This is a genomic window from Embleya sp. NPDC001921, from assembly GCF_053594475.1.
On record NZ_JBSFEO010000031.1, the window covers coordinates 64,836 to 79,698 of the forward strand.

Genomic DNA, 14,863 nt, shown 5'->3' on the forward strand with positions numbered 1-14,863 from the left:
GACCGCCATGAACGACAGCTCTCGGGCCGTCCCGGCGGAAGCCGGAAGTACCGCAGCCGGTTCCGCGGAGCCGGCCGCGGGCGCCTCGACCGCGCCCGCGAAGCCCAACCCGGCGGCGAAGTCCGGCCCACCGCCCCGTCCGGGCCGGCCGCCCCAGCCGCCGCGCCCCAACGCGCCGCCGGGCGCGCCGCCCAGGCCCAGCCGCGAACCCGTGCGCGAGCCGGGCCGCGACCCGCAGCGTCCGGTCACCGGCGGGCGGCGGCTGATCCTGGGCCGCGACGCCGACGACGCGGCGGAGATGTCGCGGCTGTCGAGGATGGCCCCCTCGCAGTTGCCCGCGCTGCTGCGCTCCACCATCAAGATGCGGCTGACCGCGCTGTACGGCGGGATGTTCCTGATCGCCGGGGTGCTCCTGCTGGGCACCGTCTACCTGCTGGTGCGGCAGAGCCTGACCGAGGGCCGGCTGAATCTGAGCCTGGCACCGAACACGTTGATGACCATCAACGGCGTGCCGATGACGCCCGAGCAGTTCGAGCAGTGGCAGACCATCCAGCAGATCCACCAGCGCGACGCCGCGCTGAACTCGCTGCTCCAGCAGTCGCTGCTGGCCCTGCTGCTGCTGTCGGTGATCGCCTTCGGGTTCGGCTACGTGATGGCCGGCCGGGTGCTGCGCCCGCTCGAGCGGATCACCTCGATCGCCCGCGAGGTGGCCGGATCCAATCTGCACCGGCGGATCGACCTGGACGGTCCGGACGACGAGTTCAAGGAGCTCGCCGACACCTTCGACGACATGCTCGACCGGCTGGATCGTTCGCTGGAGTCGCAGCGCAAGTTCGTCGCCAACGCGTCGCACGAGTTGCGCACACCTTTGGCGATCAACCGCACCCTGCTGGAGGTCGCGCTCGGCGACCCCGAGGCGTCCGTCGAGCTCAAGCAACTCGGCAAGACCCTGCTGGCCACCAACGAGCGCAGCGAGGGCCTGATCGAGGGCCTGCTGCTGCTGGCCCGCAGCGACAACGAGCTGACCGAGCGCAAGCCGGTCGACCTGGCCGAGGTGGCCCGCCGCGCGGTGGACCAGACCGGCGCGGAGGCGGCCGAGCGCAAGGTGAGGCTCCACGACGACCTGGGCCCCGCCGTGCTCCAGGGCAACGGGGTGCTGTTGGAGCGGGTCGCGATGAACCTGATCCAGAACGCGGTGCGCTACAACCGGGCCGAGGGCACGGTCGACATCTCGACCGGGACCACCGCGGGTGTCGCGGTGCTCACCGTGGTCAACACCGGGCCGGTGGTGCCCGGCTACGAGGTGGACAACATGTTCGAGCCGTTCCGGCGGCTGCGCACCGAGCGGACCGCCAGCGACAAGGGCGTCGGGCTCGGGTTGTCCATCGTGCGCTCGATCGTGCGCGCGCACGGCGGCTGGATCGAGGTCGAGCCCCGGGAAGAGGGCGGTCTGATGATGCGGATCGGCTTCCCGGCGGGCTGATTTCGGGCACCGGCCGCCCCTGCGCGGGCGGTCGCCGGGGCCGAAATCGATCGTACGTACGTGCGAGAGTCGTGGATCACATTTCCGTCTTGGGGTGGAACCAACCTACGCTGTCGTAAGTTACGGAATCGTAGGGACGCGTCGTGCGGGCGATGCACAGCGTCGTCCTCCGTGTCTGCCGCTGAACGACGTTGTCTGCCTATGCCCTGGAGAGCCGATGAACCTTCTCGCCCCCGCCCCGACCGGTGAGCACCTGCTCCGTGAGTTGGAGCAGGTCGTCGCCGTCGAGCTGGACCGCCACCTCGCGGTCGCCAAGGAGTGGTTCCCCCACGAGTACGTGCCGTGGAGTGCCGGTCGCGACTTCGACGGCGTGCTCGGCGGCGAGGCGTGGACCCCGGCGGAGTCGGGGCTCACCGACGTCGGCCGGATAGCTCTTACGCTGAACCTGCTGACCGAGGACAACCTGCCCAGCTACCACTACGAGATCGCGGCGATGTTCGGCCGCGACGGCGCGTGGGGCACGTGGGTGCACCGCTGGACGGCGGAGGAGGGCCGGCACGGCATCGCGATCCGCGACTACCTGATGGCCGCCCGGGCGGTGGACCCGGTCGCGCTGGAGCGCTCGCGGATGGAGCACATGGAGGCCGGCTATCAGGGCGACCACATGGACAATCCGCTGCACGTGATCGCCTACGTCACCTTCCAGGAGCTGGCCACCCGGGTCTCGCACCGCAACTCGGGCCGCACCTGCGGCGACCCGATCGCCGAGCAACTGCTCGCGAAGGTGGCCACGGACGAGAACCTGCACATGGTCTTCTACCGCAACCTGCTCAAGGCCGCCTTCGAGATCGCCCCGGACCAGGCGATGCGCGCGGTCACCGAGATGGTCACCGACTTCCGGATGCCCGGGCACGGGATCAGCGGTTTCGAGCGCGCGGCGGCCAAGCTCGCGGTGGGTGGCGTGTACAACCTGCCGATCCACCAGAACGACGTGATCCTGCCGGTGCTGCGCCACCTCAAGATCATGGAGCGCACGGACCTGGGCCCGGAGGGCGAGAAGGCCCGCGAGGAGCTCGCGCTGTTCCTCGGCGGCCTGGACTCCCAGGTGGTGCGCTTCGAGGAGCGCCGGCTCGCCCTGGAGGCCCGCAAGGCGGCCAACCGCCGCTGAGCGCACCCGAGCCGAACACGACAGGGCCCGCCGCCCCCTCGGGGACGGCGGGCCCTGTCGTGCGCGCGCCCCCTCGGCGCCCGCGCATCGACTCGTCGGTTTCAGCGCTTGCGGGTCGACCCGCCGAGCGACTCCTTGAAGCCGACCTTGCCGCCCATCCGCAACACCGCGCCCTCGTACATCCGGGCCGCGAGCCGCACCAGCGCCACCAGGGCCAGCAGCGCGATCGCGAAGGCGGCCAGGTTCTCCAGCACCGAGACCTCGTCCGCCGCGGTCAGCGCCGGTTGCAGCATCGCCGAGAACGGCGGCACGTACGCCAGCACCTGGGCGAGCGTGCCGCCCTTCTGGCCGAGGAAGATGGCGGCCAGGAACGAGGCGATCAGCAGCGAGGTCATCGGCGTGATGACGTTCTGCAGGTCCTCCTGGCGGGAGACCCGGGCCGCGGCGGCGGCGAACATGCACGCGTAGATCGCGTAGCCCACCACGAACCACAGCAGCACCAGCGCCACCGGGTAGATCATGGCGCCGGTCAACTCGATGGTGCCCAGCGCGGACGCCGCGGCCAGCCCGACCACCGCGGTGACCAGCATCTGGAGCAGGCCGAGCAGGCCGATCCCGAGGATCTTGCCGGTCAACAGCGCACGGGCGGGCACGGTCGCGAGCAGGATCTCCACGATCCGGCTGGACTTCTCCTCGACCACGCCACTGGCCACCCACATGCAGAACAGCATGAGCATGCCGTAGAGCACGAGCGTGCCGATGAAGGCGATGCCCTTGCGCGCGTCGCGCTGGTCGGCGTCCGCGTCCAGGGTGGTCTTGGGCATCGGTGCGATCGCCGAGGCCTGGTTCACCACGCCCGGGTCGATGCCCTTCGCGGCCAACCGCTGGTCGCGCTCCACGGTGGCCCAGGAGCTCTGCAGCACGGCCGCCAGCGGGTCGGGCAGCTTGCTGTCCACCAGGATCCGGCCGTTGTCCACGACCGCGTCCAGCTTCCCGTCCGCGAGCGCCTGCTCGGCCGCCGCCCGGTCGGCGACGGAGCCGACCCGCACGTCCACGTCCAGCAGCGTCGCCTGGCGCTGCGCGGTCTGTGCGAGCTGCGTCTGCTGCGGCCCGAGGAAGGCCACGTCGTACTTGTCCGACCCGCCGCCGATCGCGGCCGGGATGGCCACCGACGCGAGCAGGATCGCCAGCATCACCGCCACCGAGATCTGGAAGCCCCGATCCCGGATGCGCTCGGTGAACTCGCGGCGCGCGACCAGCCGCACGGCGGACCAAAACGTGCTGCCGCCGGTGCTCACGCGCCGACCTCCGTTCCGTTGACGACCTCGCGGAAGAGTTCGGCGAGCGAGGGGGTCGCGGGTGCGAAGGCCAGCACCCGGCCCGCCGCCCGGGCCCCATCCAGCAGAGCCTGCTCGCTGGTTCCGGGGAGCAGTTCGACCAGCACCGTGTCGCCCTCCGACTCCGAGGAGAGCACCTTCAGGCCGGGCAACGCCTCCGCCCAACCCGCAGGCGCGTTCGCCAGCCGCACCCGATAGCGCACCGCGCGGCTGTCCCCGCGCAGCTCGGCCACGGTGCCCGAGGCGTGCATCCGGCCGTTGTTGACGATCCCGACCGCGTCGCACAACGACTCGACCAGTTCGAGCTGGTGGCTGGAGAAGACCACCGAGGCGCCGGCGGCGGTACGCTCGCGCAGCACACCGGCCATCACGTCCACACCGACCGGGTCGAGGCCGGAGAACGGCTCGTCCAGGACCAGCAACTCCGGCTCGTGCACCAGCGCCGCGGCCAACTGCACGCGCTGCTGGTTGCCCAGCGACAACGTCTCCAGCCGGTCCGCGGGTCCGCCCGCGACCTGGAGCCGGCTCAACCAGCGCTCGGCCGACGCGCGCGCGTCCGCGCGGGTCATCCCGTGCAGTTCGGCCAGGTAGACCAACTGGTCCTGGATGCGCATCTTCGGATACAGACCACGTTCCTCGGGCATGTAGCCCCAGCGTCGGCGCACGCCGCGGTCCACCGGCGCGCCCCGCCAGCGCACATCCCCCGCGTCCGGTGCCAACACGCCCAGCGCGATGCGCATGGTCGTGGTCTTGCCGGCACCGTTGGTGCCGACGAAACCAAACATTTGACCTGGTTGTACGGTCAGCGACAGGCCGTCGAGGACGACCTTCTCGCCGAATCGCTTGTCCAGGCCGGCCAACTCGAGCACGACACTCCCCGTGAAATTCCAGCCCCCCGTGTCGCACTTATATACGGGGGCGAACGAGGCGTTCAAACCGAGGCGCACGTGTGCGATCCGACACACCCGGATGAACGTCCCGGCGGGCGTGGATCAGTCGATCCGGCGCAGATCGCGGCGGAAGCGACGACCGTTCTCGACGTAGTTGCGCACCGTCTCCGCGAACGCGCCGACCGGAACGGCGTTCTCGCGAATTTTCGCCGGTACCCCCAAGGCCATCGCGTACGACGGCACCTCGAGCCGGTTTCCGACCACCGCACCCGCTCCCACCAGGGCACCTGTGCGCACCACCGCCTGATGCATGACCACCGCGCCGTTGCCGACCAGGCAACGATCCTCGATCACGCAGCCCTCCAGATGCACAATGTGACCGATCACGCACTCGTCGCCCACTACCGTCGGCCACGGCGCCGTCGTGTGCAGGACACATCCGTCCTGGACCGACGTGCGCTCGCCGATCACGATCCGGCCGTGATCCGCGCGCAGTACGGCCCCCGGCCACACCGTAGAATCCGCGCCGATCTCCACGCTGCCGATCACGACCGCGTCCGGGTGCACATAAGCATCCGGGTGCACCTTGGGTATTTGATCACCCAGCGCGTAGACCGTCACGATTCCTCCTGGTTGTGCAGGGCGGTACGGGGTTACAGTGGCCCCCCATCCAACCAAGTCACCTCTTTGGGGGTTCGGTTGGGTGTCGATTGCGTAACGAGCCTTGATGTAAGGCAAAATCTGCGCTTCGGGTCGGGCACAACTCCGGCCCCTCAAGCGTTACGTGCGCTGAAGGCATCGTCCAAGCAGGTTCACGGGCGGTGTCTGCACGACTGAGCACCGCAGATCCACCCGGAGGGGGAGAGGTACATGGCAACCGACTACGACACCCCGCGTAAGACCGATGACGACATCAACGAAGACAGCATCGAGGAGCTGAAGGCTCGGCGCGTGGACAAGTCGGCCGGTTCGGTCGACGTCGACGAGTTCGAGCAGGCCGAATCACTCGAGCTTCCCGGTGCGGACCTCTCCAATGAGGAGCTGTCCGTCCGGGTCGTCCCGAAGCAGGCCGACGAATTCACGTGCTCAAGCTGCTTCCTGGTGCATCACCGGAGCCAGCTCGCCAAGGAGAAGAACGGCCAGCCGGTCTGCAGCGACTGCGCCTGATCGTGTGCGGTCGAGGACGACCGGCGATGAACGGCAACCCTGCACACGCCATACGGGTACCGGCAGGAGTTGGACCGTCGACGTTCGCCGAGCGTCCTTGAACGCGGGAGCACGACGCGGGACGCGGTGGGTGACGCGGATCGTGGGAAGTACCGAAGACGCACGCAGGACGTACGAAGTCGAACGTCCGCCGATTCACCGGCGGGCGTTCTTGACTGTCCGCCGCCGTCCGCCGCCGCATCGCGGCGCCGGACGATTCGCTCACTCCCGGCTCCGTCGAGCCGGGATCGAGCCCGCCCCCGCCGGATCAGGCGCGGGCGCGCAACGCCGCCACGACGTCGACCAGGCGCTGCGGGTTGCGCGAGGACAGATAGAGATAGGGCGTGGGATCGGCCGGGTCGACGACCTCGATCCGCGCGGCCCCCGGGACGTAGGCGCGCAGCAGCATGAACGCGCGCGGATCGGCGTTCTCCATCCGCAACGAGCGGGCCTGCTCGGGATCGAGCGCGACCCCCGCACCCAGCGCGGTCAGCGGGATCCGGGCCCGACCCGCCAGCAGCTCGGTCTCGGTGACGGTGATCCGCGCCGCGCCGTAGGCGCCGGTGGCCCACGCCGCCAGGGCGCCCAGGGCCAGAGCCAGCACGATGGTCGGCACGATCCCGAAGGCCAGCCCCACCAGCCCGCCGGAGACGGCCATCAGGGCGGTCAGGGCCCACCAGGAGGCCGGCACGCCGAGTCGTTCGCTGTACGCCTGCATGCGCCCAGCCTGTCATGCGCGCCCGACACGGGTCAGCGGGGGCCGTGTCGCCGGGTCAGCCGGGCCAGGGCGCGGGTGACGCCCTCCGGAGGCGTGCGCAGGCCCGTCGCCACCCCTTTGGCGTAGTCCGAGAGAGCGGTGGGCGCCAGCAGGTCGAGCAGCGCGCCCGCCTTGGCGTCGTTGCCCACCAGGTAGCGCGGCCTGGGACGCGGCACGCTCAGCGCGGTGCGGACCGCGTGTGCGACCGGGGCCGGACCGGGCAGCGCCTTGGCCCGCCGGACCATGTCGTCGGCGAGGTCGTAGGAGTCGTTGTAGGCCGACGTCTTGCGCGGTGGCAGCCGGGACATGGCGCGCTCCCAGATGTCGGTGCCGAAGCTGCCCGGCTCGATCAGCACCACCTTGACGCCGAACCCGGCGGTCTCGATCCGCAACGAGTCGGTGATCGCGGCCAGCCCCTGCTTGCTCGCGCAGTACCAGCCCAGGAACGGATTGGAGACCCGGCCGGAGACCGAGGAGATGTTGACGATCCGCCCGTCCCGCCGTTGGCGCATCTGCGGCAGCACCAGACGGGCGATCCGCGCGGGCGCGATCAGGTTGGTCTCCAACTGGGCGCGGATCTGCTCGTCGTCCACGTCCTCGATCGCCCCCGGCTGGGCGATCCCGGCGTTGTTGACCACCGCCCACGGGCCGCCGGCGGTCATCTGGGCGATCTCGGTGAAGGCCCGCACCGTCGACGTGGCGTCGGCGACGTCGAGCAGGACCGTGCGTACGCCCACCTCGGCGCGCTCGGCGGCCTCGCGCAGGCGCTCGGCCCGGTCCTGGGTCCTGGCGGTGCCGATCACATCGAAGCCGGACCCCGCCAGCTCCAGGGCGACGGCAAGGCCGATCCCGCCGGTCGCCCCGGTGACGACCACGCTCTTGGTCATGCGCTTCCTTCCGTCCCGCGACCCTTTCGGGCCGCGGCGCCGGCGGCTCCCAAGCCGCTGCGCGGGTGTCGGTCGGAACGACGGTAGTGTCCTTCGGCGTGAGTCGACCAACATCCCTGACCCCGCCTCCGGAAGCGGTGGTGCCCCAGCCCCACCCGGACGCCCCTCCTCCCGGCACCGAGCTGGGCGAGCACTACAGCGACTGCTTCGGCTGCGGCGAGGCCGCCCCCGGCGGGCTGCGCATTCGCGCGCGCGCCGGCGAGGGCGTCTCCGTGGACGCCGAGTTCACCGTCACCACGCTGCACCAAGGAGCCCCGGGCCTGGCCCACGGCGGGCTGCTGACCTGCGCGTTCGATGAGGCGCTCGGCGCGATCGGGTACATGCTGCACACCACGGCGGTGACCGGGCACCTGGAGACGGACTTCCGCCGTCCGGTGCCGGTGGGGTCCACCCTGTACATCCACGCGTGGTGCGAGGCGGTGGCCGGCCGCAAGATCTACTCGCGCGCGGTGGGGCGGCTGGATTCCCCGCAGGGGCCGATCGCAGTCGAGGCCGCGGCGCTGTTCGTCAGCGTCGGACTCGCGCACTTCGTCGACAATGGACGTGCGGAAGACGTTCAGCGCGTCATGGACAACCCCGACCTGATGAAGGCGGCCCGAGCGTTCGAGGTGAACCCGTGAGCACGAGTGTGGACATCCTGGTGCGCAGGCTCGACCCCGGTCTTCCGCTGCCCGCGTACGAGCACCCCGGCGACGCCGGGGCGGACCTGGTGACCGCGCAGGACGCCGAGATCGCCCCCGGCGAGCGGATGGTGCTGCCCACGGGCATCGCCATCGCGCTCCCGGACGGGTATGCCGCGTTCGTGCATCCGCGCTCGGGACTCGCCGTGCGGTGCGGAGTATCCCTGGTGAACGCCCCGGGCACTGTCGATGCGGGATACCGTGGCGAAATCAAGGTTGTCGTGGTCAACCACGACCTGCGTACGCCGGTCGTTTTTCGTCGCGGCGACCGAATCGCCCAACTTGTGATCCAGCGGGTCGAGCGAGCGGGGTTCCACGAGGTCGCCGAGCTGCCCGGTTCCGGGCGCGGCGAAGGCGGCTTCGGATCCACCGGCGGGCACGCGGCGATGGGCGTTTCGAGCGCCGTCGCGGCGGGCAGCGCGGGCATCGTGCAAGACTCGGCTTCCGACAGGGAAGGACTGTGACGTGTTCGGTCGTCGCCGACGCAGCGAAAAGGATGATCTGCCCGTCGAGGAGCACGAAGACCTCGACGAGATCATCGATGACGAGGGCGATGCCGACGAGGCGTCGAGCGACGGGGCCGCGCAAGGCTCCGACGACTCGGACCTCGACGAGCTGAGCCGACCGATCCCGCCCGCGCCCCGGCCGGACGGTCCGTGGGACTTCGAGGAGCTCGAGGACCCGCACGAGGAGCGCATCGATCTCGGCGGGATGCTGATCCCCAGCGACCCGCGGATGGAGTTGCGGGTCGAGGTCTCCAACGACCTGATCATCGCGGCCACGGTGGTCCTCGAGGACAGCGGTCTCCAGCTCCAGGCCTTCGCCGCTCCGCGCAACGAGAGCATCTGGCACGAGGTGCGTGCCGAGATCGCCTCCGGGATCACCCAGCAGGGTGGCATCGTGGACGAGCAGGACGCCGGTCTGGGCTGGGAGCTGCGCGCCCAGGTGCCCGTCCAGCTTCCGGACGGCACCCAGGGCCACCAGTTGGTGCGCTTCGTCGGGTGCGACGGGCCGCGCTGGTTCCTGCGCGGCGTGATCTCCGGTCGGGCGGCGGTGGACCCCAACGTCGGTGCCGACCTGGAGACCATGTTCCGCGACACCGTCGTGGTCCGGGGCAACGAACCGATGGCGCCGCGCGACCCGATCCTGCTGCGTCTGCCGGAGAACGCCCAGGTCGACCCGAACAGCGGGCTCGCCGTGCCGCAGCAGGGCGCCGACGAGGACCGCTTCGCGGGCGATCTGGACCCGTTCCAGCGCGGCCCGGAGATCACCGAGGTCCGCTAGTCCCGGGGCGCCCACGAAGGCGCCCCCGCCTTGCCGCACCACCCGTACGAGACACCGAAGCCCGATCCCGCCGCGAGGCGGGGTCGGGCTTCTGCGTGTCCGGTCGCGGTTTCGAGGGCCCCGCGCGCGTGTTCGCCCCCGGGCTCCGATGCTCCGCGCGCGTGCTCGGTTCCGGCTGCTTCGAATCTTGATGTCAAGGGCGCATCAAGAAGGCATATGGGTGCGTCAAGGCGCCGCCAACGCTTTCTGATTTGCCACTTTTATGCTGATTTTTGGCGGCTTGGAAGTGCTATCAATGTCCTCCTTACGGGCGATCAAGCGCCTGTCCGTCCCAAGGAGCACCCGCGATGGCTGATCTGGCCTTCGTAGTTCTGACGATCGCGTTCTTCGCGCTGGTCGTCGTGATCGCCAAGGGGGTGGCGAAGCTGTGAACGCGGACGGCATCGTCGGCCTGAGCGTCGCCATCGCCCTGCTCGGCTACCTGGTCCTGGCCCTGATCTTCCCCGAGAGGTTCTAGGTGAGCGTCACGCTCGCGGGGATACTCCAACTGTCCCTGCTGATAGCCGTCCTGGCCGCGGTACATCGCCCGTTCGGCGACTACATGGCCCGCGTGTACTCCAGCGACAAGCACCTGCGCGGTGAGCGCGTCCTGTACAAGCTGATCGGCGCCGATCCCAACGCCGAGCAGCGCTGGACCGTCTACCTGCGCAGCGTGCTCGGGTTCTCGATGTTCTCGCTGCTGGGCCTGTACGCCCTCCAGCGGTTCCAGGACCACCTCCCGTTCGACCTCGGGATGAAGCCGATCACACCGGACCAGGCGTTCAACACCGCCGCGTCCTTCACGGCGAACACGAACTGGCAGTCGTACTCCGGCGAGACCGCGATGGGCCACACGGTCCAGATGGTCGGCCTGACCGTGCAGAACTTCGTGTCGGCCGCCGTGGGCATGGCCGTGGCGATCGCGCTGGTGCGCGGCTTCGTCCGGGTCCGCTCCGGCGAGATCGGCAACTTCTGGGTCGACCTGATCCGCGGCTCGATCCGGATCCTGCTGCCGATCGCGGTCATCGGCACGATCGTGCTGGTCGCGTCCGGCACGATCCAGAACCTGGCCGACCCGAGCACCGTGCACACGCTCTCCGGCGGGACGCAGACCATCCCGGGCGGTCCGGTGGCCTCGCAGGAGGTGATCAAGGAACTCGGCACCAACGGCGGCGGCTTCTTCAACGCCAACTCGGCGCACCCCTTCGAGAACCCCAACGCGTTCACCAACCTGTTCGAGATCCTCCTGATCCTGGTGATCCCGTTCTCGATGCCCCGCGCCTTCGGTCGCCTCGTCGGCAACCTCAAGCAGGGCTACGCGATCCTCGCCGCGATGTTCGTGATCTGGTTCGTCGCGGTCCTGCTGATGTGGTGGACCGAGGCGCACGGCAACGGCGCCGCCCCGGAACTGGCCGGCGGCGCGATGGAGGGCAAGGAGCAGCGGTTCGGCATCCCCGGCTCGTCGGTCTTCGCGGTGTCCACCACGATGACCTCCACCGGCGCGGTCAACTCGTTCCACTCGTCCTACACCGGACTGGGCGGCGGGATCACCCTGCTGGGCATGATGCTCGGCGAGATCACGCCCGGCGGCGTCGGATCGGGCCTGTACGGGATCCTGATCATGGCGATCCTGGCGGTCTTCGTGGCGGGCCTGATGGTCGGCCGTACGCCCGAATACCTGGGCAAGAAGATCGGCGCCGGCGAGATGAAGCTGGTCGCGATGTACATCCTCGTGGTGCCGGCCACCATCTTGACCTTCACCGGCATCGCCATCGCGCTGCCCGGTGAACAGGCGGCGATCCTCAACTCCGACTCGCCGCACGGCATCTCCGAGGTGCTGTACGCGTTCACCTCCGGCGCCAACAACAACGGCAGCGCGTTCGCCGGGCTCGGTGCGAACACCGAGTTCTACAACACGATGATCGGGTTGGCCATGCTGATCGGCCGATTCGTGCCGATCGCCCTCGTGCTCGCCCTCGCCGGTCGACTCGCGGAGCAGAAGAGCATCCCCGACACCGCGGGCACCCTGCAGACGCATCGGCCGCTGTTCGTGGGCCAGCTCGTCGGCGTGATCCTGATCATCACCGGCCTCACCTTCTTCCCCGCCCTGGCTCTCGGGCCGCTTGCCGAGGGATTGGCATGACAGACACCGCGATACGACCCACCGAAGAACACGTCGACACCCCCACCGGCCCCGGCCGGGTCGCGGCCGGCCTGTTCGAACCCCGTCAACTGCTGAAGTCGCTGCCCGGAGCCCTGCGCAAGCTCGACCCGCGCGTCATGGTCCGTACCCCGGTCATGTTCGTGGTCGAGATCGGGTCGGTCATCACGACCGTCATGGCGATCAAGGACCCGGGCGTGTTCGCCTGGGTGGTCACCGTCTGGCTCTGGCTGACCGTGGTGTTCGCCAACCTGGCCGAGGCGGTCGCCGAAGGACGCGGCAAGGCGCAGGCGGACACGCTGCGCAAGGCCAAGACCGATGCGGTCGCCCGGCGCCTGGTCGAGGGCAGGGAAGAACGGGTCGCGGCCACCGACCTGGCCATCGGCGACCTCGTGGTGTGCGAGGCCGGCGACGTCATCCCCGGCGACGGCGACGTCGTCGACGGTGTCGCGAGCGTGGACGAGTCGGCCATCACCGGCGAGTCCGCCCCCGTGATCCGCGAGTCCGGTGGCGACCGCTCGGCGGTCACCGGGGGCACCAAGGTGCTCTCCGACCGGATCGTCGTCAAGATCACCACCGAACCCGGCAAGACCTTCATCGACCGGATGATCGCCCTCGTCGAGGGTGCCGCCCGGCAGAAGACGCCGAACGAGATCGCGCTCAACATCCTGCTCGCGTCGCTGACGATCGTCTTCCTGTTCGCGGTCGTCACGCTGCAGCCGATCGCGATGTACGCGCACGCCGAGCAGTCGATGATCATCCTGGTCGCGCTGCTGGTCTGCCTGATCCCGACGACCATCGGGGCGCTGCTGTCGGCGATCGGCATCGCGGGCATGGACCGCCTGGTCCAGCGCAACGTGCTGGCGATGTCGGGGCGCGCGGTCGAGGCCGCGGGCGACGTGTCGACGCTGCTGCTCGACAAGACCGGCACGATCACGCTCGGCAACCGACAGGCGTCCGAATTCGTCCCGGTGGACGGCGTGACCGAGGCCGAGCTGGCCGACGCCGCGCAGTTGTCCTCGCTCGCGGACGAGACCCCCGAGGGGCGCTCGATCGTGGTGCTGGCCAAGGAGCGCTACGGGCTGCGCGAGCGACACCAGGGCGAACCGGGGCACGCCGAGTGGATCGCGTTCACCGCGCAGACCCGGATGTCCGGCGTCGACCTGACCGACGACAACGGTGTGCGGATGGTGCGCAAGGGCGCCGCCTCCGCGGTCAACGCGTGGGTGTCCGAGCGTGGCGGCGCCGTGCCCGCCCGGTCCGGCGAACTCGTCGACGGCATCTCCGCCGCCGGTGGCACGCCGCTGCTGGTCGCGGTCGAGGATGTGGACGGCGCCCGGATCCTGGGCGTGATCCACCTCAAGGACGTGGTCAAGGAGGGCATGCGGGAGCGGTTCGACGAGCTGCGCCGGATGGGCATCCGGACGGTGATGATCACCGGTGACAACCCGCTGACCGCCAAGGCGATCGCGGACGAGGCCGGCGTCGACGACTTCCTGGCCGAGGCCACCCCCGAGGACAAGCTCGCGCTGATCAAGCGCGAACAGGCGGGCGGCAAGCTGGTCGCGATGACCGGCGACGGCACCAACGACGCGCCCGCGCTGGCCCAAGCGGACGTCGGCGTGGCGATGAACACCGGCACCTCGGCGGCCAAAGAGGCCGGGAACATGGTCGACCTCGACTCCAACCCGACCAAGCTGATCGAGATCGTCGAGATCGGCAAGCAGTTGCTGATCACCCGAGGCGCGCTGACGACCTTCTCCATCGCCAACGACGTCGCGAAGTACTTCGCGATCATCCCGGCGATGTTCGCGAGCATCGAGGGTGCCGAGGCGCTCGCCCCGCTGGACAAGCTCAACATCATGCAGCTCGCCACCCCCGAGTCGGCGATCATCTCGGCGGTCGTCTTCAACGCCCTGATCATCGTCGCGCTGATCCCGCTCGCACTGCGCGGCGTGCGCTACCGGCCGATGTCGGCCGACAAGCTGCTCGGCCGCAACCTGCGGATCTACGGCCTCGGCGGCCTGATCGCCCCGTTCGTCGGGATCAAGATCATCGACCTGCTCGTCTCGCTCATCCCCGGAATCGGTTGATTCAGATGGCCTCCAATTTCAGTACCCGCATCCGAGTCCTCGGCGCGTCGCTTCGGGCCTTCCTGGTGCTTACCGTGATCCTGGGCATCCTGTACCCGCTGTCCATGACCGGCGTCGCGCAGGCGTTCTTCAAGGACAAGGCCGACGGATCGATGGTGAGCGTGCACGGCAAGGACGTCGGCTCCAGCCTGATCGGCCAGTCGTTCGACCTGGTCGACGCACAGGGCAACGCGCGCAAGTTCGACGCGGACGGCCGCGAGGTGATCGCGACGGCGGACGGCGAGGGCTACACCTACCTCGAGGGCGGCGGCGCGCTGACCGCCGAGCAGGCGGAGGGGGTGGGCACGCGGCCCGATCCCAAGTGGTTCCAGCCGCGTCCCTCGGCGTCCGATCACGACGGCCTGGCCTCGGGCGCGTCCAACTACGGTCCCGAGAACCCGGTCTTCGTCAAGCTCATCGCCGACCGCAAGGCGCAGGTCGCCGAGTTCAACGGCGTGGGCGAGGACAAGGTGCCGGTGGACGCGGTCACCGCGAGCGGATCCGGCCTGGACCCGCACATCTCCAAGGCGTATGCCCTGCTCCAGGTCGAGCGGGTGGCCAAGGAGCGCGGCGGCCTGGACACGGCCGAGGTGCGCGCCCTGGTGGACAAGCACGTGGACGGACCCAACGCCGGATTCCTCGGCCAGGAGCGGGTGAACGTGCTGGACCTGAACATCGCGCTCGCCAAGCTCGCCGGCTGAGACGGCGCGGTCATGGTGGTCACGGGGTCGGGGAGTGCCGGTGTCGGCACTCCCCGACCCCAGGCAGAGAATGGGTGA

Annotated in this window: 15 protein-coding genes; 10 read left to right on the forward strand and 5 right to left on the reverse strand. The window is 69.8% G+C overall.

Annotated features, from left to right (window positions below; genetic code table 11):
- Positions 1-7: 7 nt before the first annotated feature.
- Positions 8-1,483 (forward strand): sensor histidine kinase, encoded by a 1,476-nt coding sequence (locus ACWCPW_RS31370; protein WP_449764938.1) that lies wholly within the window; start codon positions 8-10, stop codon positions 1,481-1,483.
- 217 nt (positions 1,484-1,700) lie between these two features.
- On the forward strand, positions 1,701-2,651 hold the full coding sequence (locus ACWCPW_RS31375; protein WP_449764939.1) for an acyl-ACP desaturase: 951 nt from the start codon (positions 1,701-1,703) through the stop codon (positions 2,649-2,651).
- A 101-nt stretch (positions 2,652-2,752) separates the two neighbouring features.
- Here ACWCPW_RS31375 and ACWCPW_RS31380 read toward each other — a convergent pair whose 3' ends face one another.
- The 3 genes from ACWCPW_RS31380 to ACWCPW_RS31390 form a co-directional block, all read right to left on the reverse strand.
- A complete protein-coding gene (locus ACWCPW_RS31380; RefSeq protein WP_449764940.1) occupies positions 2,753-3,949 on the reverse strand; it encodes an ABC transporter permease in 1,197 nt (398 codons plus the stop codon).
- The gene (locus ACWCPW_RS31385; protein WP_449764941.1) at positions 3,946-4,857 is read right to left on the reverse strand and encodes an ABC transporter ATP-binding protein; all 912 of its coding nucleotides are present in this window, start codon (positions 4,855-4,857) and stop codon (positions 3,946-3,948) included. Before ACWCPW_RS31385 ends, ACWCPW_RS31380 begins: the two co-directional genes overlap by 4 nt.
- Positions 4,858-4,980: 123 nt before the next feature.
- Positions 4,981-5,499 carry a gamma carbonic anhydrase family protein gene (locus ACWCPW_RS31390; protein WP_449764942.1) on the reverse strand — a complete coding sequence of 173 codons (519 nt, stop codon included), beginning with the start codon at positions 5,497-5,499 and terminating at the stop codon, positions 4,981-4,983.
- 249 nt (positions 5,500-5,748) lie between these two features.
- On the opposite strand from ACWCPW_RS31390, the gene ACWCPW_RS31395 reads away from it, so the two are divergent.
- A complete protein-coding gene (locus ACWCPW_RS31395) occupies positions 5,749-6,045 on the forward strand; it encodes a DUF4193 domain-containing protein (protein WP_395859864.1) in 297 nt (98 codons plus the stop codon).
- A gap of 307 nt (positions 6,046-6,352) precedes the next feature.
- Here the strand turns inward: ACWCPW_RS31395 and ACWCPW_RS31400 are convergent, their stop codons facing one another.
- Both ACWCPW_RS31400 and ACWCPW_RS31405 read right to left on the reverse strand, forming a co-directional pair.
- Complete coding sequence (locus tag ACWCPW_RS31400; protein WP_449764943.1) at positions 6,353-6,802, reverse strand: DUF3093 domain-containing protein; 450 nt, start codon at positions 6,800-6,802, stop codon at positions 6,353-6,355.
- Between the two features lie 32 nt (positions 6,803-6,834).
- Positions 6,835-7,728, reverse strand: a complete 894-nt coding sequence (locus ACWCPW_RS31405; RefSeq protein WP_449764944.1) for an SDR family oxidoreductase — start codon at positions 7,726-7,728, stop codon at positions 6,835-6,837.
- A 98-nt stretch (positions 7,729-7,826) separates the two neighbouring features.
- Here ACWCPW_RS31405 and ACWCPW_RS31410 point away from each other — a divergent pair, with 98 nt between their 5' ends.
- The 7 genes from ACWCPW_RS31410 to ACWCPW_RS31440 all read left to right on the forward strand — a co-directional run bounded on the left by ACWCPW_RS31410 (position 7,827) and on the right by ACWCPW_RS31440 (position 14,785).
- Complete coding sequence (locus ACWCPW_RS31410; RefSeq protein ID WP_395859859.1) at positions 7,827-8,408, forward strand: PaaI family thioesterase; 582 nt, start codon at positions 7,827-7,829, stop codon at positions 8,406-8,408.
- Positions 8,405-8,932, forward strand: coding sequence for a dUTP diphosphatase (gene dut, locus ACWCPW_RS31415; protein ID WP_395859858.1), 528 nt, complete (start codon positions 8,405-8,407; stop codon positions 8,930-8,932). Before ACWCPW_RS31410 ends, dut begins: the two co-directional genes overlap by 4 nt.
- A 1-nt stretch (position 8,933) precedes the next feature.
- A complete protein-coding gene (locus tag ACWCPW_RS31420) occupies positions 8,934-9,752 on the forward strand; it encodes a DUF3710 domain-containing protein (RefSeq protein WP_449764945.1) in 819 nt (272 codons plus the stop codon).
- 427 nt (positions 9,753-10,179) lie between these two features.
- Positions 10,180-10,269: a K(+)-transporting ATPase subunit F gene (kdpF, locus tag ACWCPW_RS31425; protein WP_391581698.1), complete on the forward strand. Its 90-nt coding sequence runs from the start codon at positions 10,180-10,182 to the stop codon at positions 10,267-10,269.
- On the forward strand, positions 10,270-11,934 hold the full coding sequence (kdpA, locus tag ACWCPW_RS31430; protein WP_449764946.1) for a potassium-transporting ATPase subunit KdpA: 1,665 nt from the start codon (positions 10,270-10,272) through the stop codon (positions 11,932-11,934).
- The gene (kdpB, locus tag ACWCPW_RS31435; RefSeq protein WP_449764947.1) at positions 11,931-14,045 is read left to right on the forward strand and encodes a potassium-transporting ATPase subunit KdpB; all 2,115 of its coding nucleotides are present in this window, start codon (positions 11,931-11,933) and stop codon (positions 14,043-14,045) included. Before kdpA ends, kdpB begins: the two co-directional genes overlap by 4 nt.
- A 5-nt stretch (positions 14,046-14,050) precedes the next feature.
- A complete protein-coding gene (locus ACWCPW_RS31440; protein ID WP_449764948.1) occupies positions 14,051-14,785 on the forward strand; it encodes a potassium-transporting ATPase subunit C in 735 nt (244 codons plus the stop codon).
- Positions 14,786-14,863 lie beyond the last annotated feature (78 nt).